Consider the following 25562-nt stretch of genomic DNA (forward strand, 5'->3'; position numbering starts at 1 on the left):
ACCGGAGCGACCCCTTGCGGGGTCGCTCACGTAGTGAGAATAGTGAAGAGAATTGGATATATGTTAACTAAGTGATCGGATAAAACCGGTACTCAGGTAACATTCCTTAAGTACCATATACCGAAAACGCATCTGTTGGACAGATTTTTTTCAGGAAATTTGCGGATTTTTCATAAGAAGGCCGCAAAGTAACATTTCTATTTAAAAGGCTTTAAGCAGAGTATTCCTGTCAGCACGTTAGAGACAACTTCCCGTCTCCTTTTCTGATATCCGACGAAATTCAGACCCCTCTGCAAGGGTATAAATTCCGTTTAAAAGAAATTTTTTTCCGAATAAAAGGCAAGCGGACCGGCAAGAGACAGAATCGAACGGTTTCGAAACTCTTTATTTGCGTAGCACAAATTCCGATTCGTACTCGGAATCGAACCGACAAATCCGATCCGATAAATTTCGAATTCCTATATAATATTTTCCTTTATTTTCTCGTTTGGCCTTTTCTCGAAATTTCTCGGACCGAAGGTCGAGGTACGGATGAGTCATAAAATACTCCCCGATCGGGGATTCCGTTTTTTCCTGCCCTCCGGCGGATTCCTTTAATCTTTGGAATGTTTTTCCCATTGCAAACGGATCATAACCTTCCCGAATCAGAACTTTGTATCCGTAGTCATCCGCTTCGTCTTCCTGGTTTTTACTAAAGCCGGGCTTGAGTAGGATCCTGACGGCTAAATCCGCAAGCTCTCCCAGGCCGGCTGCATCTATTTTCCGGCTTAAAAGTTCGAAACGAACCCCGTCCATACAATGGGAAAGCTCCACATGTCCGATTTCATGCCCGATCACGGATACCAATTCCGATTCCGATCGTACCGTCTTAAGTAGACCGGATGTAACGAATAAAACGCCCCCCGGCATTGCGAAGGCGTTCGCTTCCTCGGTTTCGAGGATCAAAATCCTGTAATGAAAGCCCTTCTTATTTCTTTCGGAAAGTTTCGCCACCAAAGACCTTAAGTATACCAAGTCCGGGTTTTGTTCGTTCTCCGCATAACCGGAGTATCTTTCCGCAATCGCATCTCCGAGTTGCTTTTCGTCCAAATCCGATATCGGAAGCACCTTAGTCAAACCTCTGTCCAGAGTTTTGAGAGGTTTTCCCAAAAGCTGGAACATCGGCGCGAGCGTGGCCTGTTTTTCTACGCCGATTTTGAATGCCGAAACAAAAATCGCCAGGCAAATCCCGGATAAAATCAAAATGAGAAAGAACGCACCTCTTTTATTGAACATCCGATTTCTTTCCCTCGGAAACTTTGTATTTTCCGTAAAGCGTATTCATTAAAATTAATATTCCCCCTACTCCCAAGAAAACGAAAGCACGAGTGATCGTAGATGATTTGGAAAGATCCCAAAAAATCAGACGCAAGAGACAAAGCATCATGGCCGTCAATGATACGTATCTGAAATGGCTTTCCCTCAAAAAAAGCCCGACTAAAAATACCACGAACACTTCAGTCATCCAAAGTAAAGTCAGGAAAGCCGTATCGAAACTCCAGAATAGGAATAAGGCTACCGTGATAAAAAGCGGATAGAAGATCATCATATTGACCCTCGAATCTATTTTTCCGGCGAAACGGTCCACCAGAAGGGGGAAGCCTTCCGACGATTGCGGCAGAAAAGAAGGTCTTAGATAGATCAGAATCAGATAACCCGTTTGGAAAAACAGAGAAACGAGTCCTCCCACCCATTCCTGGTCCGCCCAAAAAATGGACGGGGTGGCATTGGAACTAGATAGGAAAGCAGTATGTCCGCAAGAAAGCCAAAATAACACCAAAGAATAGAAATGGAATCTGGAAACGGACAAGGCGGTTCTACTCACTGCCTCCGTCAAAAATGCGAGTAGGATCCAAGCAACCGGTAACCATGTGTTCGGGACTTCCAAAGAAACGGCCGTAATCAAAACGACCAGAGCTAACTCCCAAAACAAAGGCAGGCAATTTCGAAACCAAATCGGATTCTCTTCTACCAAAGGGAAGGAGCTAGAGGCCCAATAAACGAAAGCGCATATCGCGAAAATCTGCACCAGCAAACGAACTTTTAGGAAACCGACGGAAAACTCGGATTGCAGATGGACCAGGATATGAGCACCTAAGAATAAACCCGCAAAGACCAGTGCAAAGGAAGCCCAAATCGGAGCGGCTTCCGAAAATCCTCTTTTCCAACCGATCGACAAACTTCCCTTTTTCTCGATTAGAAATCGATAAAATTCTAGATAGAATAGCGAGAACAAAAGCCAAACGATTCCCGGAAGAAAGGAGGACGTCGGGTTTCCTAACACGAATATTTGCAAAGCTAAATGGAGCGAAAATAAGATGACGCCGGGTTGCGACAAATATCTTTCCCCGGCGTCGGCACCTCGGATTTTCGATAATGGAATTGCGGAGAAGCAAAAGAAAATGACGGGGAGAGCCCGCAAAAATCGATCTACCTCCCCTATATTTTCCCACGAAGAAAACACCAGGAAATGGATGGCGATCGTAAAAGGAAACATTCCCATGCCCAAACCGTTCCAGTTCGTTCTTTGGCGTAAAAAAAGCAGGAGAATCCCGAGACAGGAAAGGATCCATAAATCGCGGATTCCGCCCGCAGTCTCGAAACAGAGCGCTGAGACCAAAAAGCCGCAGAGAATCCCGGCGGGAGAAACTTTCAATTTTTCGGATAATCCGTATATATCATCCCACGAGTTCAATCTATCCGAATATCGGGTACTATCCAGAATCTGAATCGCGAGAGAAAGGGAGATCATTCCTAAAGACGTAGAGAAGCAAAGGAAAGATCTTAGATCCCCGTTCTCTTCCGTCTTATAGAACCATAATAAAACCAAAAAGAAAAAAAGAGAAAAATGAAGTAGGGCGCCCCCGACTCTCATAAGAGTTTTCTCTTTTTCCTCCGAAGCTACGAAGAAGAAGGAGAAAAAAAGAAAGCTTAAAATCAAATTTACGGATAAATAATGTAATTCCCATCTACTTAAAAATACGACGCCTAAACAGGCAATTCCCAAGGAAACGAGAGTGTCCGTCAGATACAACCAGCGTATGCCGACGGTTCTCGCCCTTCTCGCATGCAAGAAAACAAAAATAGCCGCAAGAACAAGAATAGGAGCGTTCCATTTAGAGCCGGTAGCATAGAATGCAAAACCTATTGCAGTCGCAAACCAAGAGATAAAATGACTGAGAAAAGCGAACTTATCGAACTTCTGCGAAGAATAAACCTTCCGATAATGGACCAAAACGGAAACGGAACCGACCAAAAGGGTACCGATCATCCCATACATCCTACCTACGGATTCCGGACTTGCACCGGAGGAAAATACGTGCTCTCTGTAAAGAAAGTTGATCGCAGCAAAGGAAAGTACGCTATAGATGAGATGATATTCCCATTGGGATCGATAGGACAAAAACAAACCGAAAACGGAGACGCCGATAGCAACACCGTAGACCAGATCCGTCATCGGCAAAATCGCCAACGCGAGCAAACTCAGAACGATATGAAGACTGGCAAACTTTTGAAATGAGGCAAACCAAGCCAAGGACAGATTGACAAAGACTCCGAGTAAAACTAGCAGCAATCCTAAAGATTCGGTCTCGACCCATTTCATTCCCTGAAAAGAAACGGAACCTAAACAGGCAAAAAGCACAACCGCACCGGCAGCGCTTCTAAGCCAATAGGCGATCTGTTTCCAAAATTCTCTCGTACTAAGATAGATCGAACACGCAAACAGTCCGCCAGCGATTCCTAATACCATAAGGAACCGGAGAAAAGGGGACATCTTTAAGGCGGCATAAATTCCTAGGAAGCCGACCCCCATTACCAAAATGACTGTTCCGAAAATCCCCGTCCAATTCTGAGCCAAGGACTTTTCGATTTTTTCCCAAAGGGGAGACTTCCAAAAAGAAGCAAGGGATCGGCTCGGTGCGGAGTCTGCAGGCTCCAAAATCGGAGAAGGCTCTCGTTTTTTCGGGAATTCGGGGACCGGAGGAGGCAAGGTCGTCAGAGTTGATTTTTTCTCCCGAACGGGGCCTTGTGTCTTTTGGGTCTCCTTTGAGACCGAAACGAATTTTTCAGATTCCAATTCGTCGATCCGACTCTCCAACTCCTTCAATCTTCCTTTCAATTCCTTTACCCTCGCCCCCAAAAGGAGGGGATAAACGAAGAAAAAGATCATAACCAAAAAGCCAATAAAACCGAAAAATTCCAACATCGAGCTTTCGATTTAAGAAGAAACGACAAACTTGTAAATTTATTTTTGTATTTTGAACGCCTTTCACACGGTTTAAAAACCCTCTAACCGAAGGATTCCATCGGGTAAAAAACTGGCCTATCCCTAAAGAGAAAGAATCCACGTTAGATAATCTATCCGCTCCGAGGGGGCATTGGAGTTTTCGAAAATAACCGTTCGGACAGAAAAAATGGTTTCTGTACCCTTGGATACTGCTATCTTCTAGGAAACACGCCTGGACGATCCTAGATTGAATCCGAAAGAATTTGAATCCGAATTTCTATTACAGATTTTCGAAATTTCTCCCGAGGCCATCCTCATAACGGACCTAAACGGAACCGTGCAGAAAGCGAATCAGGCGTTCTTCAATCTATTCGGATATTCCGAATCGGAATCTTTGTCCTTAAATCTTCGGGATTTTTTGAGACTAAACGCGGCCGCCCTAGAATCAGTTCAAAGTTTAGAATTAGAAATTCCTCATAAGAACGGAAAATTTCTGCCAGTATCGCTAAAATTGCATATTAGCGATACTGCCGAAGAAAAGAAAAAAACCGTTTGCGCCTTTTTTCGAGAAGTAACCGGAGCCGGATCCTCTGAATCCCGCGATCTCCGGTCCACCAAAGAAAATTGGGAAGCGTTAAAGCAGGTTTTCGATTTAAATCCACTGCCCATGTCGATCTCCGAAATCGATTCCGGAAAACTGATCGATGTCAACGAACGCTTTTCCCAAGAAGTCGGATACTCGTTGGAAGAGTTGATCGGAAAGGAAACTACCGATCTCGGAATTTGGGAGAACAACGAGCGAAGACAAGAAATCATCGAAAGACTGCATAAGGAAAAATCCGTCAGCAATATCGAATTGCTCTTTCGAAGGAAATCGGGAGAGGAATTCTGGGGACTCTTCTCCGCGCAAATCATCGAGTACAAAGGACGACCTGTCTTACTAACGATCACCGCTCCTATATCGGAACGAATCCGGGAGGAAAGAGAAAAAAGAAAACTCCTGGAAGATATGCGGGAAAACCAGGAGATTCTGGATCAGATCATACGTTTAAATCCTTCCGCAATCACACTTTCCAAAGCGGACGGAACGTATCTCGAAGTGAACGACCTTTTTCTGGAGTATTTGGGAAAACCGAAGGAAATGGTTCTAGGAAAAACTCCCGTCGAATTAGGAATCTATTACGACCTGAATGACAGAGAAAAGGTGCTAGCGGGACTAAGACAGGACGGGATCGTCAAGAATTTAGAAATCAATATGGAAACCGTCGACGGTAAAATCCGTCCGGTTCTCTTCTCGGCACGCATGCTCGAATCTAGAGGAGAAAAGAAAATCCTCGCGATCGGATTGGATATCACCGATATCAAGGAGTCCAGGGAAAGATTGGAATCCTTAGCCAAAGAGTTGGAAAAAAGTCGGGAATTATTTCAGAGACTTTTTCAGCTCATCCCTTCCGCAGTAACTCTAACCGATTTGGAAACTAGAGTCGTAGTGGACGTGAACGAACGTTTTCTGGAACTTACCCGATTTTCAAGGGACGAGGTTTTAGGAAAGAACTCCGCGGATATGGGAATTTGGGATTTTGTACCTGAGTTCCGCGAATCCGTATATAAGTTGCTCGAATCCAGGAGCGAAGTCACCGGGTTGGAATCGATATTTAAAACGAAAGACGGCCTCTCCATACCGGTTTTATATTCCGGAAGAATCGTAGTTTTAAACGATCGACCACACTTAATTTCCGTTTGTACGGACATTTCGGAAAGAAAGAAAGCGGAAGAGGAAGCCCGCAGATTAAACGAAGAGATATTATTCAACAAAGATCTGTTCGAAAAGATGTTCGAGCTCAATCCGGCAGCGGTCAGTCTTTCCGAATTGGAAACCGGAATTTATAGACAGGTAAACCATAACTACTGCGAATTGATCGGATTCCCAAGAGAAAAAGTCGTCGGAAGATCCTCTCTCGAACTCGGCATTTGGCTGACGAACGTAGACCGACAAGCTCTCGTCGCAGAATTGAAAGAGAAAGGTTGGACCGGTAGTATAGAAGCCACGATCCGACATTCGGACGGAACGGAAAGGCAAGTGTTATCGGGAAATCGTGTATTTCCTGTGAACGGTAAAATGATGCTACTCGCTCTCTTGATAGATATCACGGAAAAGAAGAGAGTAGAATCCGAGCGCGACGAATACATGGCTAAGATGTTGGAGAGCAAAGAACTCTTCGAACGGGTATTCGAAATGAACCCCGATACGATCACTATCTCCGAATTAAGCACGGGAAGATATATCAGCGTAAACGAAAGATTTACAGAGATGCTCCAGTACTCTAAAGAAGAAGCGATCGGAAAAACTTCTGTAGAACTGGGAATCTGGTCGAGTTCCGTAAGAAAGGAGATCGTGAATAATCTGAACCAAAAAGGATTAACACGGGAGATGGACGTAAAACTCATCCGAAAAGACGGATCCATGGTGGATGTTATCTTCTCAGGGCGGGTAGTTCATCTAGGGAAATCCCCCGCTCTGATCGCTATTACGAGAGACGTGACTCTTTCCAAACTTGCCGCCAAGGAAAAGGAAGAGCAGGCCCAAAGACTTTCCCGACAGGCAAAAGCTTTCCTTGAAATGGCCACGGACCCGGAATTCGCTTCCGGAAATCTGGATCTAGGGGCTAAAAAAATCTGCCGAATGGCTGCCGATACTTTAGATTGTGACCGGGCGTCGATCTGGATATTCGAACTGCGTAACAAGGAAACTTGGAGGATGATCGCCGGCTGGGACCGAAAAGCCGGTTCTTATTCGGAGACGGGCTCAATGAGAATTTCCGATTTTCCGAATTTCTTTGCAGCGATAAAAACGGATCGCTTCATCGACGCAAAAGATGCGATCCACGACCCTCGAACTTTCGAATTCGCGGAATCTTACAGTATTCCTTTAGAGATAACCTCCATACTGGACGTTCCGATTTTTCTTAGAGGAGAAGTGATAGGTGTGATTTGCATGGAACATAGAGGTCCGATGCGGGAATGGAAAGGATACGAATCTCAATTCTCCGTAACGGTAGCAGAGCAGATCACCCAGCTTTTGCTGAACGCGGAGAGATCGGCGGCAAAAATGGATTTGGAGAAAGCGGTAACCGTTCGTACTTCCGAACTCGCCTCCGCTTTGGACAATCTTCGCAAAACCCAGGACCAACTGATTCTATCCGAAAAAATGGCCGCTTTAGGACAATTGGTCGCCGGGATCGCTCACGAAATCAATAATCCTCTCGGCGCCATATCCGCTTTAAGCGGTGAATTGAAAGCTTACTTGAATTCTGCTGCAGATCGCCTGGAAAAATTGGGAACGACTCTAGCTTCCGTCAATCCGACGTTGATCCATTCGCTTTCCAATTTTATCCGCTACGGAATAGAGAATAAGGAATCTCCTCCCTCCCGAGAAGAAAGACGAATTTTGCTAAAGGAAATCAAAACAAAGCTGGCCGAATTCGGATTCGAGAATCCCTACTATCTCGCCGATCGATTGACTGACGTAGGAATGCAGTCCGCCTTGAAAGAGTTTCCGGAACTCCTTGAGAATCCGATCAACTTTCCCTTAGTCGATTTTGCCATAGACGAAGTTCAAACTTACAAAAACGTAATTTCCATCCGTCTAGCGGTCGATCGAACCTCGAAAATCGTCTATGCCTTGAAGAATTATGCACATATAGATCTGGGCGGAAGAAAGGTGGAAACGGACTTGGCGGAAAATATAGAAACCGTCCTGACCATATATCACAATCAAATCAAGAACGGTGTCGAAGTGGAATTGGATTTTCCGATTCGACCGAAAGTCCCCGCTTTCCCGGACGATCTCTTACAGGTTTGGACCAATTTGATTTATAATTCGTTACAAGCGATGAAGTTCAAAGGCAAAATCTGGATTGCGATCCGGGATTCCAACGAAGATGTAACCGTTTCGATAAAGGACAACGGCCCCGGAATTTCCCCGGACGTAAAAGCTAAGATTTTCGACCCGTTCTTCACTACCAAAGGACCGGGAGAGGGTAGCGGATTAGGTCTGGACATATCGAGAAGAATCATATTGAAGCACGGAGGAAGAATGGAGTTCGAATCCAAACAAGGCGAGACCGTTTTCAAAGTGATCCTTCCGAAATCATGACTTTTTTCGTTTGATCCTTCACAGGTTCAAAGAAAATTTTAGCTATGAATAGGTCGGCCGCAATCTTCGTCATATTTTCTCTAGCTTCGTTTCTTTCCGTCGGAGGCAAAAGCAAAATCCCGACTCAAACGGACTCGATCTCCTTGAGGAACGGTCCCATGGTCGGTTACTCGACTCATAAAGAAGTGAAACTATGGGTGCAGACTAAAAACCCCGCAAAAGTCTATGCGGAATATTTCCCCGTGCAGGATCCGAAGACCAGAAAGAAAACCTCGGAAATCATGACCCGTCACGAAAATGGAAATGTGGCTCATCTAATCGCGGACTTTCTCGAGCCGGGTACGGTTTATTCCTACATAATTTATGTCGACGATGTGCCCCTAGAGATTCGGAATACGCAGCAATTTCGGACTCTACCGATCTGGATAGGAAAACAGAACGGTCCGCCGAATTTCCGTTTCGCTCTAGGTAGTTGTTCGTTTATCAACGATCCTAAATACGACACACAACCGAAACCGTACGGAGGAAACTACGAGATTTTCCGCTCCATCTTATCCAAAGAACCCGAATTCATGTTATGGATGGGCGACAACATCTATTTGAGGGAACCTGATTGGGACTCCAGAACCGGTTTTCTGTATCGGTACACGCACCAAAGGGCCGTCCCGGAATTGGCTCCTTTGCTTGCGAGAGTTCACCAATATGCGATTTGGGACGATCACGATTGGGGGCCGAACGATAGCGATTCCTCGTTTTGGCTCCGGGATACGGCGGAAGAAATGTTCAAACTATTTTGGACGAATCCCAATTATGCGAAACGCGGAATCTACGGATCCTTTACCTGGGGAGACGCCCAGTTCTTCTTAATGGACGATAGGACCTTCCGGACCGCGAACGATAATAAGACGGGCAAACGATCCTATCTAGGAGAAAAACAATTGGATTGGTTGATCAACTCCCTCGCATTTTCCAAATACACATTCAAATTCGTGGTCGTCGGCGGGCAGGTGTTGAATCCTCTCGAGGTCTACGAAAACTATTCCACGTACTCCGACGAAAGAAACCGGTTGATCGCCGCCATCCGAAAACTAAAGTTGAAAAACGTGATATTTCTGACCGGAGATAGACACTTTACGGAATTGTCCCTACTCGAAGAAAACGGCGAGGAACCTCTCTACGATCTTACCGTTTCTCCCTTAACCTCCTCCACTTATCCGCCGATCACGGAAAAAAATCCTCTAAGAGTACCGGGAACCCTTGTGGACGACAAACGCAACTTCGGAACGATCGAAGTTTCCGGTCCTTTAAAAAGTCGAAAATTGACCGTTCATATATTCGATTTTGCAGGCAAAGAACTTTGGACCCGCGAAATTCTGGCAAAATGAGACTTATGATTCTGTTCGGAATCCTATTCGGGGCGATTCTTTTGCTTTGTTCGGCGTTTGTCGTACTACTCTATTACAATCAGCACAAACTGATCTTCTTTCCCGAAATATTGCCGGAGGATTATTCCTATTCATTTCCCGAACCGTTCGAAGAAGTCGAGCTGCGGTTACCCGACGGGGAAAAGATATATGGATTGTATTTTCGCACGACCTCGGAGTCCAAGGGAACCGTTCTCTATTTCCATGGAAATGCGGGAAGCCTACGTACTTGGGGAAGCGTTTCCGAAGACATACTTACCAACGGTTGGGACATTTTAATAACCGACTATAGAGGATACGGAAAAAGTAGGGCGAATCTCACGGAACGTGGATTGTACGAAGATGCGGAGCGTTGGTATTCTTACCTGAGGAACGAAAGAGGAATTCCTGAAAATCGCATCGTCCTCTACGGTCGTTCCATAGGAACCGGAGTAGTAGTCGATCTATCCCTGAAAACCGAACCGCGTTTTCTAATCCTGGAAACACCCTATACTTCGATGGTAGATCTATCGAAAATTTTCTATCCGTTTCTTCCGAGTACCTTTCTTGCGTTCAAGTTGGATTCGAAATCCAAAATTTCGAAAATCTCCTCCCCGATTTTCATATTTCATGGGACGGAGGACGAGATCGTCCCGTATTCCCAAGGAAAGTCTCTTTACGATCTAGCGATTCGGGAAGGAAAAAAAGCCCAGTTTATTCCCGTTGCGGGAGGAAGTCACAACGATCTCTCCGTTTTTCCGGAATACCGTAGAGAACTGAAACGGATCCTTTCCCGTTAGTTTTGCAAATCGCCCGTCCGTTTATTGAATCTTTTTAATATATCATCCAAATATTCCACTTGGATTTCTTGGATTTCCATCAGCTTGCGATTTTGATGGGCAATCAGGTAATCAATCTTTTCGTGCAGAAGTTTGATCTCCAATTCGGCCTTAAGATTAATTTTGTAGTCGTGTTCGCTTCGAGTCCTGTCCTTCTGTTCCTGACGATTCTGGCTCATCATAATGATCGGCGCCTGGATCGCCGCTATACAGGAAAGGATCAGGTTCAACAGGATGAACGGATATTCGTCAAAAGGTTTTAAAAGCAGATAACCCGCATTCAAGACGATCCAAAGAAGTATGAATCCGAAAAAGGAAAAAATAAAGGTCCAACTCCCGCCGAATTCGGCAATCTTATCCGAAAGTTTTTCGCCGAAAGTAAGTTTATGTTCGATGATGGGCTCAATATTTTCGGAAAGGACCTGGTTTTTTTCGATCGAATCTAGGACTTCCTTTTCGATCCGATCCAATTCCTGAGATTCCTCCTGAACCAAATTGCTAAGGTACTTTCTTTGGAATTCTTTTACCTTTTCCGAAGAAATATAAGAATCCTGTGCCAATCCCGGATACTCCTCTTGTATTTTACGGAAAATGAATTTCGGAAGCGAACCCGCCCTATAACAATCGTCCGGATCCAATTCTTTTTTCGTTATAAAGCAAACGGCATTCTCCATAAAAGTGCTCCTAAAAAGACATCAACACTGAAGAAGCCTTTCCATCCCGTCTCCCGATCCGAATCAGGACCCGAATCGAAGACGGGATTTCGACCTTCAGAAATATTCCGGAAACAGAACCTTGAGTTTCGCCACGGTTTCGGAATTTCTCCGTTCGGGCGCCGTAATGATCGAAAACTTAGTGCTATTCTTTAATGATAGATCGTCTCCGTTTCCTATATCCGAAATTAACGCAGTGAGCAACCTTTTGGCGCTGTCCGCATTTTTTCCCAAGTTAGCCATCACCATTTCCGCAGTGACCGCTTCTTCGTTTTCTCTCCAACAATCGTAATCCGTAGACATACAGATCATTTGGTATGCGATTTCCGCCTCTCGCGCCAGTTTCGCTTCCGGAAGCACGCTCATATTGATGATGTCCGCGCCCCAAGAGCGATACATGTGAGATTCGGCCCGCGTGGAGAAGAGCGGACCTTCCATACAAACCAAAGTTTTGTTTTCATGAATAGGGAGGCCGATTTTACCCGCGGCTTTTTTAATCCGGGAACTTAGATTGGAGGAAAAAGGATCCGCAAAAGGAGCGTGAGCGACGACTCCCTTACCGAAGAAGGTCGAATCCCTTCCACGAGTCCGGTCTATAATCTGGGACGGAAGCACGAAATCCAAAGGTCGAATCTCTTCGCGGAGACTTCCTACGGAACTAAAGGCAACGATCTCCTCCACACCTAAAAGTTTCAAAGCGGCGATGTTTGCCTTTCCGGGAACTTCGTGAGGCATCAAAAAATGTCCTACACCGTGTCTCGGAAGGAAAGCTAGGAGTTTCCCCTGAATCCTACCTATTTTAATACTATCGGAAGGTTTTCCCCAGGGAGTATCGGGAAGTACTTCTTCCACAAGCTCCATGCCTTCCAGGCTATAAAGGCCCGTTCCTCCGATAATCGCTACTTTTACCTTAGTAGACATTTCTTTCTCCTCTGCCGCAGTGCGGAAATCGTAACTTCCAAAAATGCGATAGGGGGTTGGAATGTAAATCTCGACTTGAATTTAAGAGGAAGTCTGACCGCTTAAAACTCGCAATTCTGCGGCCCGGTTTTTGATCGTCTCGATCTCGTCGTTCAATCTTCCGGAGTCCTCGTTGATCTCGTTGATCTCCCTCTCTAGCTCTCCCATGGTCTTAATCATCTCGGCTTGGCCTTCCATCTGTTCTTTCGTGGATTCCAAAATATCGCCGGAGACGATCTTAATGCTTTCGATTTCCGAAACGAACTGTTGGACGATCGTACGTTGTTCAGTATAAAGATCGTTCATTCTCTGAATCCGCTCCGATGTATCTAAAATTTTGAATTTTTGTCTTTCGGTCAATTCTCCCGTTTCTCCCGAAGCGAGTCTAGCCTGCTCGATAAAATCCCTGGATTGCTTGACGATCGCAGAGATTGATTTTGCGTTTTCCGACGTGAACTCGGCCAATTTGCTGACTTCGTTCGCGACGACTGCAAACCCCCTGCCTGCAGCCCCTGCTCGTGCAGCTTCTATAGAAGCATTCAAGGCTAAAAGGTTCGTCTTGTCCGCGATCTCCCCCATGATTTGATTGATCTCGTCCACCCGGTTAAACGAATTCGCAATATCCACCAGATATAATTTAGTCTTTTCCGCGGCGATCGTGACGTTTTCCATATCCGCCTTGTTGTCTTCCGCGAACTTGGTCAAGGCCTGACTATAGTCGGAGATATTCTTAATCAATAATCCCAGTTTGTCCGAGTTTCCTACGAGTTCCGAAAGACTGGAATTTTGGCGCTCGATGGATTGAGAAGTGCTGTTGGATGCCGCAGATAATTCCTCCAGCACGGCATTGGCCTCCTCCAGGGCTGCGGCTTGAGATTCCATTTTCTCGCCTGTTTTACTGATGAATAGGGCGAATTTCCGGATCGAATCCTCCAAATTTTCGGCGGAACGATTTACCCCGACCCTATTATCGGAAAGTTTTTCCAATAGAGATTTCGATTCTTGGTGAAGGCGGGAACCTTCCTCCGTTAAACGATAAAATAACTTCATCAATTGGGCTAAAACTATACTCGCTGCAAAAATGAACGCGAGCTTGATCACTTCGGTGGAACCGCTCAAATGGCCTGGAAGTTGCGAGGTCTTCGGATCTTCCACAAGAACAACGCCGGCGGAGAGACCGCAGGCAAGTGCGATCCCGGATCCGATAGTGCTCAAGCCTCCGATAATGATAACGAAAGAGGTTTCTCCTAACAAACAGGAATACATCATGAAATAGAAATATATGAAGAATAAAATCGGATTTCGGAGAGTGGAAGCCGCGGTCTCCGCATCGACCAGAGAATCGAAGATCAAAGTGGAAGTCAGAACGAGAACGTCGCCGATCACTAAAATCTTATGGAATCCGACGGACATTTTGCCTTTTCGGTTTCCGATAAACGCGATGATACAAAAAATTCCTAGAGTCAACGTTCCGAGACAATGTACCAGAAATTGCATCGGTTCGAAACTTTTGTACGCTCCCGCCAAAGAAACCGTAAAAAGAAGGACCAATCCGAATCGTATCCGATTGATTATTACTCCGCCGTTTTTCCAAAGTTGCAGAATAGAAGATTCCGACTTTTGGAGAGTCGAATGATTGGTTTCCATTATATCCTTCCTCATTGAACGATCGTTTTAATGGGTTTTGGGTGATTCGAACTCTTTCATAATTTTCTCGAGTTCAAAAAGACCCTCTTCGAATAAAGCCGGTCCCGGCTGCAGAATAATCGCCGGATCCATCTCGAAAATCTTTTCGTTTTTCAACGCCGAAACGTTTTGCCATTCCCGCCTGGTTCTAACCCATTCGAAATCCAGAGGCTTACCGCACCAACAACCGACGATGATGTCGGGATCCGCATCGGCTACATCCTGCAACGAAACAATTCTATCCTTTGCCAAGGTTTTTTCCCGAAAATCGCCGAAGCAATCCTTGCCTCCGACGATTTCGATCAATTCGGAAACCCAGCGGATTCCGGTAATAACGGGCTCATCCCATTCCTGGAAGAAAACCTTAGGTTTGGATTTATTTGACGAATTCTTTCGAACGTTCTCCAACTTTCCGCGATATCCGTCGATCAATGCGGCGGACTCCTTGTCTTTTCCCACCAATCCCCCAACCAATCGAATCGCTTCGAAAATCTCTTCTAGACTTCGTTGGTTCGTAACCAAAACGTTCAGACCTTCTTGGATCAGATCGCGAGCGAGATCGGCCTGTATATCGGAAAATCCGATGACTAAATCCGGTTTTAGTTCTTTTATTTTTCTAACGTTACCGCTTATAAAGGCTGAGACTCTAGGTTTTTCTTCTTTCGCTTTCAGTGGTCTGACCGTATACGCCGAAATACCTACGATACGATCCTCCTCCCCGAGCAGGTAGAGGAGTTCCGTAGTTTCCTCCGTCAGACAGACGATTCTTTTAGGTCCCATTCCTGTTTCAGCTATGATATTTCTTTTTGTCCTCTATCAACCGATCGACAATGGACGGGTCAGCCAGAGTGGACGTATCGCCGAGGCCTTCGAATTCCGCGGCGGCAATCTTGCGCAGGATTCTACGCATGATCTTTCCCGATCTGGTTTTGGGCAGAGCCGGAGTCCAGTGGATCACGTCCGGCCTCGCGATTTTGCCGATCACTTTTTCCACGGTGGAAATCAGTTCCTTTTTGAGGGAGTCGTTCGTAGTCACTCCTTGCTTTACGGTAACATATGCATAGATACCTTGTCCTTTGATGTCGTGAGGAAATCCCACGACAGCAGCTTCCGCCACGGACGCATTTTCCACCAAAGCGCTTTCCACTTCTGCAGAACCGATCCTATGGCCGGACACGTTGATTACGTCGTCCACTCTGCCGGTGATCCAGTAATAACCGTCTTTGTCCCGGATGGCTCCATCGCCGGTAAAATAGTAACCTTTATAAGTGGAGAAATACGTGTCATAGAATCTTTTCGGATCTCCATAAACCCCCCTCATAATAGAAGGCCATGGAGATCGAATGCAAAGGTTTCCGGAAACCTCCTTTTTGCCTTCGAGCTCCTTTCCGTTCTCATCCACCAAGAGAGGTTCGACTCCAAAGAAAGGAAGTGTTGCCGAGCCCGGTTTTTGAGCGATCGCTCCGGGAAGCGGAGAAATCATCACTCCTCCCGTTTCGGTCTGCCACCAAGTATCCAAAACCGGGCAATTGGACTTACCTACGTTCTTATAATACCACTCCCAAGCTTCCGGATTGATCGGTTCTCCGACGGATCCGATCAATCTGAGAGTCTTCAAACTCCTCTTTTCTATGGGTTCCGTTCCTTCCCGCATCAAAGAACGAATCGCGGTCGGGGCCGTATAAAAAACGGTTACTCCGTGCTTATCGATCACATCCCAAAATCTGCCCGAATCGGGATAAGTGGGAACTCCTTCGAACATGACCGAAGTCGCTCCGTTCGATAGCGGACCGTAAACCAAATAACTATGACCGGTCACCCAACCTATGTCCGCAGTACACCAATAAGTATCCGAAGGCTTAATGTCGAAAACGTAATGGAAACTCATGGTGACCCCGAGAAGATAACCTCCCGTAGTATGCAGCACGCCTTTCGGTTTTCCCGTAGACCCCGAGGTATATAGAATAAACAGAGGGTCCTCGGCATCCATCGCTTCCGGTTTGCAGTATGGGGGAAGAGCCGGGTCGTTCATAAGCAGATGCCACCAATGATCCCTTCCTTCCTTCCAGCCTAAATTCGCTTCTTGGCCGGTTCGCCTGACGACGATCACATCGGATACTTTCTCAACGGCGGCATCCAGAGCGGTGTCCACGGCCTTTTTCAAATCCAAACCCTTTCCGCCCCTGTAACCCCCGTCCGCTGTGATGACGATCTTAGGTTTGCAGTCGTCTATCCGGCTCTGCAAGGCTTCCGGCGAGAATCCCGCAAACACGACGGAATGAACCGCTCCTATTCTCGTGCATGCTAAGAGAGAAATAGGCAATTCCGGAATCATAGGAAGATAAATGAGTACTCTGTCTCCCTTCTTAACTCCGAATTTTTTCAGAACGTTCGCGAGTTTATTTACTTCGCGATACAGATCGTGATAAGTGTATATCTTATACTCGTTAGGGTCGTCGCCTTCCCAAATAATGGCCGCTTTATTTTTTAAGGGAGAATCAAGATGACGGTCCAAGCAATTGTAAGAAACGTTCAGCTTTCCGCCTTTAAACCATTGTACTTTCGCGTTCTTAAAATCGTGTTCTAAAACCTTATCCCATTTTTTGAACCAATGCAGTCTTTGAGAGGCTTCCTTGGACCAGAATTTCTTAGGGTTTTCTATGGATTCTTTATAAAGAGCTTTGTATTCTTTCAGGCTGATGTTCGCTTTTTTTTTGAAATCAGCGTTAGGCTGGACGATTCTTTCCTTTGCCATGACCACCTCCGCAAATGCAGCAGGATGTCATTAAAAAGGAGCTTGTCTACCAATTCTCAACGGTTCCTCTTCCAAGAAGGCTGAATCCGTAAAATATCAATAAAAGCTGATTCTTTGTACTTCGATTTTTTCCTCGGATTTATTCAAATCGATCGAAAAAAAGAATGCGATTAGACCAAGGTATAGCATGTAGGCTCAATGCAGCAAAAAATGGATCCCCCGGAAAAAGACGGACTCAAGCGAAAACTCCTCGTATGGCTGGTTCCTACTCTCGTGGTTTTTTTGCAGAGGATCATCGGCTTAACCTCTTCTCTCATCGAAATCGGAAAGGAAGAATTCGACTCCCTTTTTAAGTCCCGAAAACCGTTCATACTTTCCATTTGGCATACCAACGTTTTGTATTCCCCCTATCTGCATAGAGGAAGAAAAGTAGCCGTTTTGATCTCGGAATCCAAGGACGGTGATTTTATCACCGGAGTCGTCCATAGGTTTGGAAATACCAGTATCCGAGGTAGTTCTTCCAAAGGAGGTTCCAAAGCTTTAAAAGCAATGATCGTCCATCTGAAAAAGAATCTGCCGGCGGCCTTCACTCCCGATGGTCCGAGAGGCCCCGCTTTGATCGTACAACCGGGCCTCATCGCATCCGCACAAGTTTCCCAAGTGCCGATCGTTCCCTTCCATTACGAATGCACCAGGCAATGGGTTCTCGAAAAATCCTGGGACAAACACAGGGTTCCGAAACCGTTCACCACCTTCGTAGTATCCTACGGAAAACCGATTTGGATCCCCAGAAATCTGACCGAGGAAGAATTCGAATTCCAGCGTCTCCTTGTCCAAGATGCCATGATGCTGAATAAGCAGATCGCGGAAAAAAAAGCGGAGGAATTAAGATCGAAATCCGGTTAGGTCGAGCCGGTTCGAATCAGATCTAAAAATTCGTTCCTAGTTACCATGTTTGTCTTGAATTCTCCGAGCATACAGGAAGTAAAGAGCTCCGAATTCTGTTTTTCCACGCCTCGCATCATCATGCAAAGGTGCTTCGCCTTGACCACCACCGCGACACCCAGAGGTTCGAGAACTTCCATTAAGGCATTTCCGATCTGTTCGGTCATCCGTTCCTGAACCTGTAGTCTTCTTGCAAAGACGTCTACGATTCTAGGAATCTTGGAGATCCCGATGATCTTTTTATTGGGAATATAACCGACGTGCGCCTTTCCGAAAAACGGAAGTAGGTGGTGCTCGCAAAGGGAATACATTTCGATGTCCCGCACCAGAACCATCCCGCGGCTTTCCTCCTCGAAAATGGCGTTATTAACGATCTTATGAATGTCCGCTGTATAGCCGGAAGTCAAGAATTCGTACGCTTTTTTGACCCTCTTCGGAGTATCCAGCAGACCTTCCCGACTGGGATTTTCTCCGATCGCTTTTAATATTTTGGTGACTTCCTCTTCCAAATCGAACCTTCTTTCGAATAATGAACCTTTTTCGTTTTGTCTCAAAAAAAGACAATACTTAGACGAAGAAAAAAAAGTTTGTTCCCTTCCGAGGAACAAATCGGGCAAAAAAGCGTAAGACTTGCCAATCTCGGTCCAGCACCGAGAATGACTCGATCCGTATGGAATCCCCCAGTTTAAAGATAGGCTACGACGCGAGAATGATCGCACATTCCGGAATCGGAATGAGGATCCGAGGAATTCTTTCGGAACTCCCTGAGATCGCGGGAAAGCACGGAATAGAGATCACCGTCCTAGGATCCAGAGAAAAGCTGGAAGCATCCGGATTAGATCCTTCCATTCTTTCATTCTATAAATTCATACACTATGATGCTCCGATCTATTCCCTTCTGGAGATGTGGGGAATTTCGGAAATGCAGGAATTCGACATTTTGGATATCCCGCATTTCAATGTTCCCTTGCGTTATTTGGAAAAATGCATAGTAACGATTCACGACATTATTCCGTTTCGATTGAAGCAATTTCATTCCTCACCGATAAAACAGATTTATATGCGCCTCATTTTTTCCCTCCTTAGGAGCGGGGCAGCGCGTATCATAACGGTTTCCGATTTTACGGCTAAGGATTTGGAGGAAGTGTTCGGATTTTCCCGATCGATCATGCGAACCGTCTATAACGGAATCGATTTCGATCTTTTTCATCCGAATCCCGCTAAGGAAATTCAGGCATTTCGCCGTAAGTACGGCCTGGAGCAGAATTATCTGCTCAGCGTAGGAATCGGAAAGGAGCATAAAAATCTCGGCTTCGTATTGAACGTTCTGAAAAGTCTTTGGTCTTTGGGAAAAACCGAAAGACAATGGGTGATTGCCGGAGCAGACGGAAAACTCCCGGAGTATCTGAAAACGGATGCTTCCGGATGGGAGGATAGAATCCGAATCCTGCCCCGGTTGGAACCGGAAGAACTGGGTGCTCTCTATTCAAGTGCGGGGCTTCTACTTTTTCCTTCTTTGTATGAAGGGTTCGGTTTTCCTCCTTTAGAGGCCCAAGCCTGTGGCTGCCCGGTATTTTCCTCCGATTCGAGCGCTATGCCGGAAATTTTAGGGAAATCCGCGTTTTATTTTTCGCCTACGGATAGAGACGGCTTCGAGTCCGGTTTATTAGAACTTTTGCAGAAACCTAAGATCGCAGTTTCGAAAAAACGACTCGCAACATCGAACGTAAAAAAATATGATTGGAAAATCTCCGCAAAGAAGACGGTGGAAGAATACCTACTCTTGGCAAAAAAAAGGAAACTTCTATAAACTATCTTTCGGCAAAAGGGCGGCCGATTTCCGATCTAGAAGTTCCGATCGAATCCTTTTTCTTTCTTCTTCCGTATATGCCGTCCACATTCCGATCTCCTCTATAGTTCGAAAACAACCTTGGCAGTACCCGGTTTCAGGATTCATTTCGCAGACTTTTATACAAGGGGATCGGACGATCATAAAAACTTATTTGGGGGAAGGTCCCTTCTTTTTAGACGAAGCCGATTTTCTCTTTTCGCCTTTTTCGGAAATCAAGGCGCTCCGATTTCCTTCCACCATTTCCCTCAAATCCGTAAAAAGGGAAAGTCCCGATAACCGTCCGGGCACGATCACATGAGACGCTCCGTTGTTCTTCAAGACCTCGGCTTCCGCGATATCATCCGTCGTCAGAATGAACTGAGGTTGGTGGTCCCTGCAGATGCTTTTTAAAGATTCCAATAACCTGCGGTTTGTCGTTCCCTTAAGAATCATATCCGAGATCGTACATACCACGTATCTGGCTTCCTCTATGCCTAAGTGATGCAGACTTTCCGGGTGTGCCAAATCTCCGTAGGCCCATCGTATTCCCTTGGATTCGAGCGTTTGCCTATAAATCGGATTAAAATCCACGACCAAGATACGCTTCAACCACGACGGTCTTTCTTTCTCGATTCCTTCGATCAATCCTTGCGCAATCCGGAAATAACCGAGAAGAACGATATCGCGCTTCGGTTCCCCCGTGATCTGAGATTCCAGAGGTTCCCTTGCTTCCCGAATTCCTAAAACGGATAAAAACGAGAGAATCCCTCTCGCAATCTTATCGTTAAACAGAATCACATACGTGGACACAATAGACGCAAGGATCATGGAAGTAAGAACGATCGCCTGAAGCTCTTTTCCGATATGTTCTTTCTGCACTCCTAAAGCCAAAATAACTAGGGAGAATTCGGAGATTTGAGCTAGATTCAATCCCGCTATGATTCCGGCGCGAAGACCTTTTCCGGAAAGAAAAACGGTAGGAGCGACGATCAAGACCCGACTGAAAATTACGAAACCTACCGCCAAAAAAGCGATTCGAAGATCGTCGAAATTCGGCGCTTGAATCTTCATTCCCAATGCCACGAAAAACAAAGTGATAAAAAAATCACGTATCCCGGAAAGCTTACTGATAACGTCCGCTCCATACGGAAAGGCAGCTATACTGACTCCCGCAATCAAAGCTCCCATTTCCTTGGATAACTCCGCTTTTTCCGCGATTCCGCACAACAGAAAACACCAAGCGATGGAAGTAATCAAAATCAGCTCGGGCTTTGCCGCCGCCGCCAAAAAGAGACGGGAAAGGAGATAACGGCTGATCACGAATGCGAACACCACCAAAGCGGTTCCTTTCAATAAGGAAGTGGTCACGTTTAGAATTCTCGGATCCTGGAGGTCCGGCTGGATCCCCATGAATAAGATAGCCCAGATATCCTGTAATACCAGCACTCCGATCGTTAAGCGACCCGGCACGGTGCTGATTTCGAATTTGTCGTGCAGAAGTTTGACTACGATCATAGTCGAGCTCAAAGACAAGGCGATCGCGAAGTACAATAGATCAAAATTTCCGGAGCCTTTGGAAAATACGCTCTCGAATGCGAACCAAGCAAACGCGACGCCTACGAAAAATTGAACTGTGCCCAAAACGAACATGGACAAACCCATGCGGGCCAGTTCCTTCAGATCGATTTCCAAACCGATGATGAACAAGAGTAGAATCAATCCGATTTCGGAAATGAGCTCTATGCTCTCCTCTCCGTGGACATAACCGATTCCTAATTTAGAATCGATAAAAGGTCCGAATAACGGACCGATCGCCAAGCCTGCCAGAACATAGCCCAGGACCAAGGGTTGTTTGAATACCTTTGCGACATGCGAAAATAACGTGGCAAAAATGATGCTTAAGGCGATGTCGGTGAGTAGGCTGACCGAATGGTGGTCCATTTTCTAAAATCCGAGATTGGTTTGCGTCCAAAGGTAGAAAGCAAAGTCGTACAAAAAAGACTTTTTTGCAAAAGTCCTGCTTCCCATTCTAATTTTTAGAGAAGCCGGATTCCATCTTGTCCGGTTCGAAAGGAAAAAGCGGACTAGAAACTAGTCCTCGAAGACGTATATGTCCGGAAGGTTACGGAATCTTCCGTCGAAATCCAATCCGTAACCGACCACAAACTCGTTACCGATATGCCAGCCTACGTATTTTACGGGATATTCCACATTCTCCATGCCTTCTTTGCAGAGAAGGGACACCACTTCCAAAGTCATGGGATTGCGGGAGAGGATATGTCGAATCAGAAATTTCAGCGTGAGTCCCGTATCGACAATGTCCTCCAAAAGCAGTACGTGACGGTCCGTAATGTCGGAGTCCAAATCTTTTAGTAATTCGACTTTTCCGCTCGATCCTTTTCCGGAATAAGACCTTGCTTGCAGAAAGTCCACTTCCACAGGGAACGGAATGGCTCTCGTCAAATCCGAAAAAAAATAAACTCCCCCTCTCAGCACGCAAACGAGTATGGGTTCCTTTCCTAGATAATCTAGCGCAATCCTTTCTCCTATTTGGGAGACTTTTGATTCGATTTCCTGCCGAGAGAGGAACGGTTTGAGAGAAGGGTTCTGGGGAAGAGTAAAATCATTTTTCATGGGATCCAAAACCTCTGCATTTGACAGGGCACAACTCCGCAATTCTTCCAGTCCGTAGAATTCAATACCAAAGACAGAAACCCGGAAGTCGGAAACTTTAAGAAAAGCGATTCGGAGAAGGTCTCCTTTTTTCCGAAAACCAATCTTTCGGCAAGGTTCTCCAACCCCGGATTATGGCCAATGATTAATACGTTCTCTAAATCGTATTCCAACTTCCTTAATAATTCCAAAAGCTCGGATCCTTCCGATTCATAAAGAGAAGAGACAAAATTCACGTTCTTTGCAATAGGTTCGGACTCGTTTAAGAGACGAAAAGTTTCCTTCGTTCTTTCCGAGGGAGAGACCAAGGCAAGATCCGTCGAAAAGGAGATTTTGTTCAGATATTTCCGCAATGCTTTCGCGTTCTTTCGTCCCCGATCCGATAGAGGTCGTTCCGTGTCGCGCGAATACGAAGTTTCCCAATCCGATTTGGAATGCCGGATCAAATGAATCGACTTCAAGAACTCGCCTCCGATTGGGAAATAGTGAAATAAGGGAATTTCATTGACAAGGATCTTTCAAGCGGATACAAATTCCGGTCTATGGCGAAATTACTTCTAACGACAGGAGCGATTCTACTTCTGTTTTCGCCTTTATATATCGCGGCGCAAATTGCGGGTCCTCCCGACGAGGAGAAAGCCAAGAAGGAACTACAATCGCAATGGACCAAGCGATTTCCCGGAGATAAGGTTCTAAGCATACATTCCACCGGAAAACCCAGATTGATCGAGGGAGATACTTCGGAAGATTCCACTCCCGATGTTCGCTATAAGTTCTCCTTCTTTTTGACTGCACGGAACAAAGACGGTAGAACTACAAAGACCCCTGTAGGCGTCATTTTTCAATTTACGAGAAATAAAGGTTGGATCTTTGCCGATATCGGACTAGCCCGCTCCATGGTTCTGACCGAGGCGGGGAAAGAACCTCCGAGTAAGGAGGAAGCATACCAACTCGCTGAAGCCGCGATCTTTGAAGAAAAAGGCCGAGCGAATAAGACTCTGGATTCCTTACGGTTAAGTGAACCGGAATTCGGACAAAACTCCACACTCAGTAAGGAACAGTTTTGGTTTCGTTATGAAGGCGAATACGAGCTTACCGAAAGCGGGACGAAAAATATCTGCTCGGATGTCGTTCTAAGAATGGTCAAGGAAGGGACCTCGGCAAGCGAATGGAAAGTGGAGTGGGAGGACAGAGGAAAATGTCGTCCTAAGGAAGATCCCTGAATCTTCGGGGAATTTTCGACCTAGGGATTCGTTTTGATGAAAAAATTTCCCTGCTTTCCTTTGGACCCGGAAGCGGGAGTCTTTTCCACACTCGTAATTTCTCCGTTTTGAATCTTCTGCACTAGTAGAACGGAATCTTTTCCTAACAACGGGTGGTTTGCGAATCCGCCCAAAAACTGCAATACTCTGGCGTTTTTCTTCGACCCGAAATTTTTCGCGTAAGAAACCAATCCGGCAGTCCTTACGGAAGGATGTACGGTCTCGTCCGAAACGATTTTTTCCAACGAAGATGCGGCGCCGTCGGATCGGAACCGACCGATAAAATCCAAGATCGCCTTTTGCTCATAGACTCGGACTCCGCCGTCTTTTAAGATCGCATTCAAATACGGAACCGGGTCGGAAGATAGGCCGGATATCCTAGCGTATTGGTCGTCCCGATTCGTATGTCCCGTCTCGCTTGTAATTTCCCGAATTTTGTCTTTGGTATTCGGATCTAAAGATTGTGCGAATGCGGCTGTCGGCAACTGGACCATCAGCAAGAAAAGGACGGAGAAGATGGATTCCTTTTTCATTTCAATTTTCCTTCAATATGCCAAAGGATTCGAGCGTAAAACCCAACCCTGTTCACCCGATAATTGGGATTGATTCACGCTCGCGTTTCCTAACGGAAACATGAGATTCAAAGCTCCCGAATTGTAAAAACCCGACCCTAAACATCCGGAAATCGTAATTTGACCGTTGGTTCCCGGATTACGACATTCAGGAGTCTCCGGTAGCGGATCTACATATACCTGCGAGGATTGGTCTATCTCTACCGGATGATACAATCCTAAGAAATGCGAACCTTCATGAGCGATCGTATTTGCGAGAAAAGTGAGGTCCGTATCTGACAAGTTTCCGCCTACAACTCCGGAGGATCGATGATTTTCTATAAAAACGGCCATCCCCGATTTAGGAGTTCCGATCTTACCGGGTAAACCGGGAATTCCGGCAGCAATTCCTAAAAGACCGTCGTGGAGTTTCGGATTCACGGAGGAGGAAAGTTCGGAAATAAAGAATACGTTCAACGCGTTCGGATCCTGAGCCGCGGAGGAGGTAGTGTACAATTTCGCCAGGGAACAACTTGTAGGACTAGTCGCGGAATCATTGAAGATGTCGGAAATCTCGTAGCGGTTTCCGTTGGCTACGTCTCCACAGGAAGCCGCATCATATACATAATAAGAAAAGGAAAGGTCGATTCCGACCGAAGGTTGACCGAAAATTTGAATGAGCCTTGCGGTAAGAGCGTTCGATCCGACCAGCGCGGTAAAGAAAGTCGGGTTCGTAAAGACCTGACTAGTTCCGTTATTCACCTCTATGAATCGGATCGTAAGTCTTTTTCTAGATTGCCAAACCTTACTCAAACCGGTTTGGGAACTTCCGACGACTCCTCCTTGCTCCGGTCGAAATTTATACTCCTCGCAAGTCTGAGGGATGTTATTGATCACTTTCCAACCTGAGATAGAAGACGTGATCGCGGATGCGGTCGTGACCATGTACGTTCTGAGTTGGCTATTCGTTCCGAAATTGTCGTAGCCGGATCCGGGGGCCGCATAATCAGGAGAAGACCCTACGGGAAACGAAGTCGTAGAAGAATACGTCCCTCCGCCTTCATCCTTATTAATCGAACTTTCACCGAAAGCTCCCGCTGCAGTCCAATATCCGGCCATCATCGCGCTGGAATTCGTCTGATTTTGGGATGCGTAAAGGATTCCCATTGGATTGTATCTGCCAAGACCTGTCCAAGAATCATATCCGTTCAAATAAATGGTACCGATTCCGGATTGGTACGCCGAATCGTAAACGCTGTAACTCGGATTTATAGCGGATATAGTATACTGCGGTGAACTGGGAAGACTGGTTCGGACATTCTCACTCGGATCGCAATGGTATTTTATTTCGTCGGCAATCATGAGTCCCAACAGTAGATCCGTATTATTGTCCTTCTTGCCCGATTTGGAGCAGGAAAGCAAAAATAACGAGAGAAAGGGAAGGATCGCTAGCGACGTAATTCTTTTCATATAATTCTATTTTATCAGGTTTTTCGATCGCATCCCGTTACAAAACTAAAG

General features: G+C 45.9%; 20 protein-coding genes. 6 read left to right on the forward strand and 14 right to left on the reverse strand.

The window, feature by feature from the left end:
* Positions 1–384: 384 nt before the first annotated feature.
* Together EHO60_RS04955 and EHO60_RS04960 are read right to left on the reverse strand one after the other, a co-directional pair.
* On the reverse strand, positions 385–1275 hold the full coding sequence (locus EHO60_RS04955) for a M48 family metallopeptidase (protein ID WP_135767053.1): 891 nt from the start codon (positions 1273–1275) through the stop codon (positions 385–387).
* Complete coding sequence (locus EHO60_RS04960) at positions 1265–4246, reverse strand: DUF2339 domain-containing protein (RefSeq protein WP_135767054.1); 2982 nt, start codon at positions 4244–4246, stop codon at positions 1265–1267. The genes EHO60_RS04955 and EHO60_RS04960 overlap by 11 nt, the downstream gene beginning before the upstream one ends.
* A 268-nt stretch (positions 4247–4514) precedes the next feature.
* Between EHO60_RS04960 and EHO60_RS04965 the strand changes: the two genes are divergently transcribed.
* The 3 genes from EHO60_RS04965 to EHO60_RS04975 are packed head-to-tail and all read left to right on the forward strand — an operon-like array spanning position 4515 to position 10626.
* The gene (locus EHO60_RS04965; RefSeq protein WP_135767055.1) at positions 4515–8423 is read left to right on the forward strand and encodes a PAS domain S-box protein; all 3909 of its coding nucleotides are present in this window, start codon (positions 4515–4517) and stop codon (positions 8421–8423) included.
* Positions 8424–8467: 44 nt separating this feature from the next.
* Positions 8468–9808, forward strand: coding sequence for an alkaline phosphatase D family protein (locus EHO60_RS04970; RefSeq protein ID WP_135767056.1), 1341 nt, complete (start codon positions 8468–8470; stop codon positions 9806–9808).
* Positions 9805–10626, forward strand: a complete 822-nt coding sequence (locus tag EHO60_RS04975; RefSeq protein WP_135767057.1) for an alpha/beta hydrolase — start codon at positions 9805–9807, stop codon at positions 10624–10626. The genes EHO60_RS04970 and EHO60_RS04975 overlap by 4 nt, the downstream gene beginning before the upstream one ends.
* On the opposite strand, the gene EHO60_RS04980 is transcribed toward EHO60_RS04975, so the two are convergent.
* The 5 genes from EHO60_RS04980 to acs all read right to left on the reverse strand — a co-directional run bounded on the left by EHO60_RS04980 (position 10623) and on the right by acs (position 16779).
* A complete protein-coding gene (locus EHO60_RS04980) occupies positions 10623–11339 on the reverse strand; it encodes a DUF1003 domain-containing protein (protein ID WP_135767058.1) in 717 nt (238 codons plus the stop codon). The genes EHO60_RS04975 and EHO60_RS04980 overlap by 4 nt on opposite strands.
* Positions 11340–11435: 96 nt before the next feature.
* Complete coding sequence (gene mtnP, locus EHO60_RS04985) at positions 11436–12299, reverse strand: S-methyl-5'-thioadenosine phosphorylase (RefSeq protein ID WP_135767059.1); 864 nt, start codon at positions 12297–12299, stop codon at positions 11436–11438.
* Positions 12300–12380: 81 nt separating this feature from the next.
* On the reverse strand, positions 12381–13985 hold the full coding sequence (locus EHO60_RS04990) for a methyl-accepting chemotaxis protein (RefSeq protein ID WP_135767060.1): 1605 nt from the start codon (positions 13983–13985) through the stop codon (positions 12381–12383).
* Positions 13986–14012: 27 nt separating this feature from the next.
* A complete protein-coding gene (locus EHO60_RS04995) occupies positions 14013–14804 on the reverse strand; it encodes a cobalamin-binding protein (RefSeq protein WP_135767061.1) in 792 nt (263 codons plus the stop codon).
* 7 nt (positions 14805–14811) lie between these two features.
* Positions 14812–16779 (reverse strand): acetate--CoA ligase, encoded by a 1968-nt coding sequence (gene acs, locus EHO60_RS05000; protein ID WP_135767062.1) that lies wholly within the window; start codon positions 16777–16779, stop codon positions 14812–14814.
* A gap of 198 nt (positions 16780–16977) precedes the next feature.
* Here acs and EHO60_RS05005 point away from each other — a divergent pair, with 198 nt between their 5' ends.
* Positions 16978–17685, forward strand: a complete 708-nt coding sequence (locus tag EHO60_RS05005) for a lysophospholipid acyltransferase family protein (protein ID WP_135767063.1) — start codon at positions 16978–16980, stop codon at positions 17683–17685.
* On the opposite strand, the gene folE is transcribed toward EHO60_RS05005, so the two are convergent.
* Complete coding sequence (gene folE, locus EHO60_RS05010) at positions 17682–18278, reverse strand: GTP cyclohydrolase I FolE (RefSeq protein WP_246028143.1); 597 nt, start codon at positions 18276–18278, stop codon at positions 17682–17684. The genes EHO60_RS05005 and folE overlap by 4 nt on opposite strands.
* Positions 18279–18394: 116 nt before the next feature.
* Here folE and EHO60_RS05015 point away from each other — a divergent pair, with 116 nt between their 5' ends.
* Entirely contained in the window at positions 18395–19534 is a 1140-nt protein-coding gene (locus EHO60_RS05015; RefSeq protein ID WP_135767064.1) for a glycosyltransferase family 4 protein, read from the forward strand.
* Here the strand turns inward: EHO60_RS05015 and EHO60_RS05020 are convergent.
* The 4 genes from EHO60_RS05020 to EHO60_RS05035 all read right to left on the reverse strand — a co-directional run bounded on the left by EHO60_RS05020 (position 19529) and on the right by EHO60_RS05035 (position 22689).
* Positions 19529–19717, reverse strand: a complete 189-nt coding sequence (locus EHO60_RS05020; RefSeq protein WP_135767065.1) for a DUF1289 domain-containing protein — start codon at positions 19715–19717, stop codon at positions 19529–19531. The two genes, EHO60_RS05015 and EHO60_RS05020, sit on opposite strands and share 6 nt — an antisense overlap.
* A gap of 6 nt (positions 19718–19723) precedes the next feature.
* Complete coding sequence (locus EHO60_RS05025; RefSeq protein WP_135767066.1) at positions 19724–21496, reverse strand: cation:proton antiporter; 1773 nt, start codon at positions 21494–21496, stop codon at positions 19724–19726.
* A gap of 150 nt (positions 21497–21646) precedes the next feature.
* Positions 21647–22189: a hypoxanthine phosphoribosyltransferase gene (gene hpt / locus EHO60_RS05030; RefSeq protein ID WP_135767067.1), complete on the reverse strand. Its 543-nt coding sequence runs from the start codon at positions 22187–22189 to the stop codon at positions 21647–21649.
* Positions 22186–22689, reverse strand: coding sequence for a SixA phosphatase family protein (locus tag EHO60_RS05035; RefSeq protein ID WP_135767068.1), 504 nt, complete (start codon positions 22687–22689; stop codon positions 22186–22188). Before EHO60_RS05035 ends, hpt begins: the two co-directional genes overlap by 4 nt.
* 81 nt (positions 22690–22770) lie before the next feature.
* Between EHO60_RS05035 and EHO60_RS05040 the strand changes: the two genes are divergently transcribed.
* On the forward strand, positions 22771–23451 hold the full coding sequence (locus EHO60_RS05040; RefSeq protein WP_135767069.1) for a hypothetical protein: 681 nt from the start codon (positions 22771–22773) through the stop codon (positions 23449–23451).
* A gap of 20 nt (positions 23452–23471) precedes the next feature.
* Here the strand turns inward: EHO60_RS05040 and EHO60_RS05045 are convergent, their stop codons facing one another.
* Together EHO60_RS05045 and EHO60_RS05050 are read right to left on the reverse strand one after the other, a co-directional pair.
* Positions 23472–24023, reverse strand: a complete 552-nt coding sequence (locus tag EHO60_RS05045) for a hypothetical protein (protein WP_135767070.1) — start codon at positions 24021–24023, stop codon at positions 23472–23474.
* Between the two features lie 12 nt (positions 24024–24035).
* The gene (locus EHO60_RS05050; protein ID WP_135767071.1) at positions 24036–25511 is read right to left on the reverse strand and encodes a pappalysin-1 domain protein; all 1476 of its coding nucleotides are present in this window, start codon (positions 25509–25511) and stop codon (positions 24036–24038) included.
* Between the last annotated feature and the right edge of the window lie 51 nt (positions 25512–25562).

Source organism: Leptospira fletcheri (genome assembly GCF_004769195.1).
In the GTDB taxonomy this organism is placed as follows: Bacteria; Spirochaetota; Leptospiria; order Leptospirales; family Leptospiraceae; genus Leptospira_B; species Leptospira_B fletcheri.

Coding starts and splice junctions, on each gene's coding strand:
- EHO60_RS04955 (WP_135767053.1), bottom strand. CDS start 1,275: ATGTTCAATAAAAGAGGTGCGTTCTTTCTCATTTTGATTTTATCCGGG.
- EHO60_RS04960 (WP_135767054.1), bottom strand. CDS start 4,246: ATGTTGGAATTTTTCGGTTTTATTGGCTTTTTGGTTATGATCTTTTTC.
- EHO60_RS04970 (WP_135767056.1), top strand. CDS start 8,468: ATGAATAGGTCGGCCGCAATCTTCGTCATATTTTCTCTAGCTTCGTTT.
- EHO60_RS04975 (WP_135767057.1), top strand. CDS start 9,805: ATGAGACTTATGATTCTGTTCGGAATCCTATTCGGGGCGATTCTTTTG.
- EHO60_RS04980 (WP_135767058.1), bottom strand. CDS start 11,339: ATGGAGAATGCCGTTTGCTTTATAACGAAAAAAGAATTGGATCCGGAC.
- mtnP (WP_135767059.1), bottom strand. CDS start 12,299: ATGTCTACTAAGGTAAAAGTAGCGATTATCGGAGGAACGGGCCTTTAT.
- EHO60_RS04990 (WP_135767060.1), bottom strand. CDS start 13,985: ATGGAAACCAATCATTCGACTCTCCAAAAGTCGGAATCTTCTATTCTG.
- EHO60_RS04995 (WP_135767061.1), bottom strand. CDS start 14,804: ATGGGACCTAAAAGAATCGTCTGTCTGACGGAGGAAACTACGGAACTC.
- acs (WP_135767062.1), bottom strand. CDS start 16,779: ATGGCAAAGGAAAGAATCGTCCAGCCTAACGCTGATTTCAAAAAAAAA.
- EHO60_RS05005 (WP_135767063.1), top strand. CDS start 16,978: ATGCAGCAAAAAATGGATCCCCCGGAAAAAGACGGACTCAAGCGAAAA.
- EHO60_RS05015 (WP_135767064.1), top strand. CDS start 18,395: ATGGAATCCCCCAGTTTAAAGATAGGCTACGACGCGAGAATGATCGCA.
- EHO60_RS05020 (WP_135767065.1), bottom strand. CDS start 19,717: ATGATCGTCCGATCCCCTTGTATAAAAGTCTGCGAAATGAATCCTGAA.
- EHO60_RS05025 (WP_135767066.1), bottom strand. CDS start 21,496: ATGGACCACCATTCGGTCAGCCTACTCACCGACATCGCCTTAAGCATC.
- hpt (WP_135767067.1), bottom strand. CDS start 22,189: ATGAAAAATGATTTTACTCTTCCCCAGAACCCTTCTCTCAAACCGTTC.
- EHO60_RS05040 (WP_135767069.1), top strand. CDS start 22,771: ATGGCGAAATTACTTCTAACGACAGGAGCGATTCTACTTCTGTTTTCG.
- EHO60_RS05045 (WP_135767070.1), bottom strand. CDS start 24,023: ATGAAAAAGGAATCCATCTTCTCCGTCCTTTTCTTGCTGATGGTCCAG.
- EHO60_RS05050 (WP_135767071.1), bottom strand. CDS start 25,511: ATGAAAAGAATTACGTCGCTAGCGATCCTTCCCTTTCTCTCGTTATTT.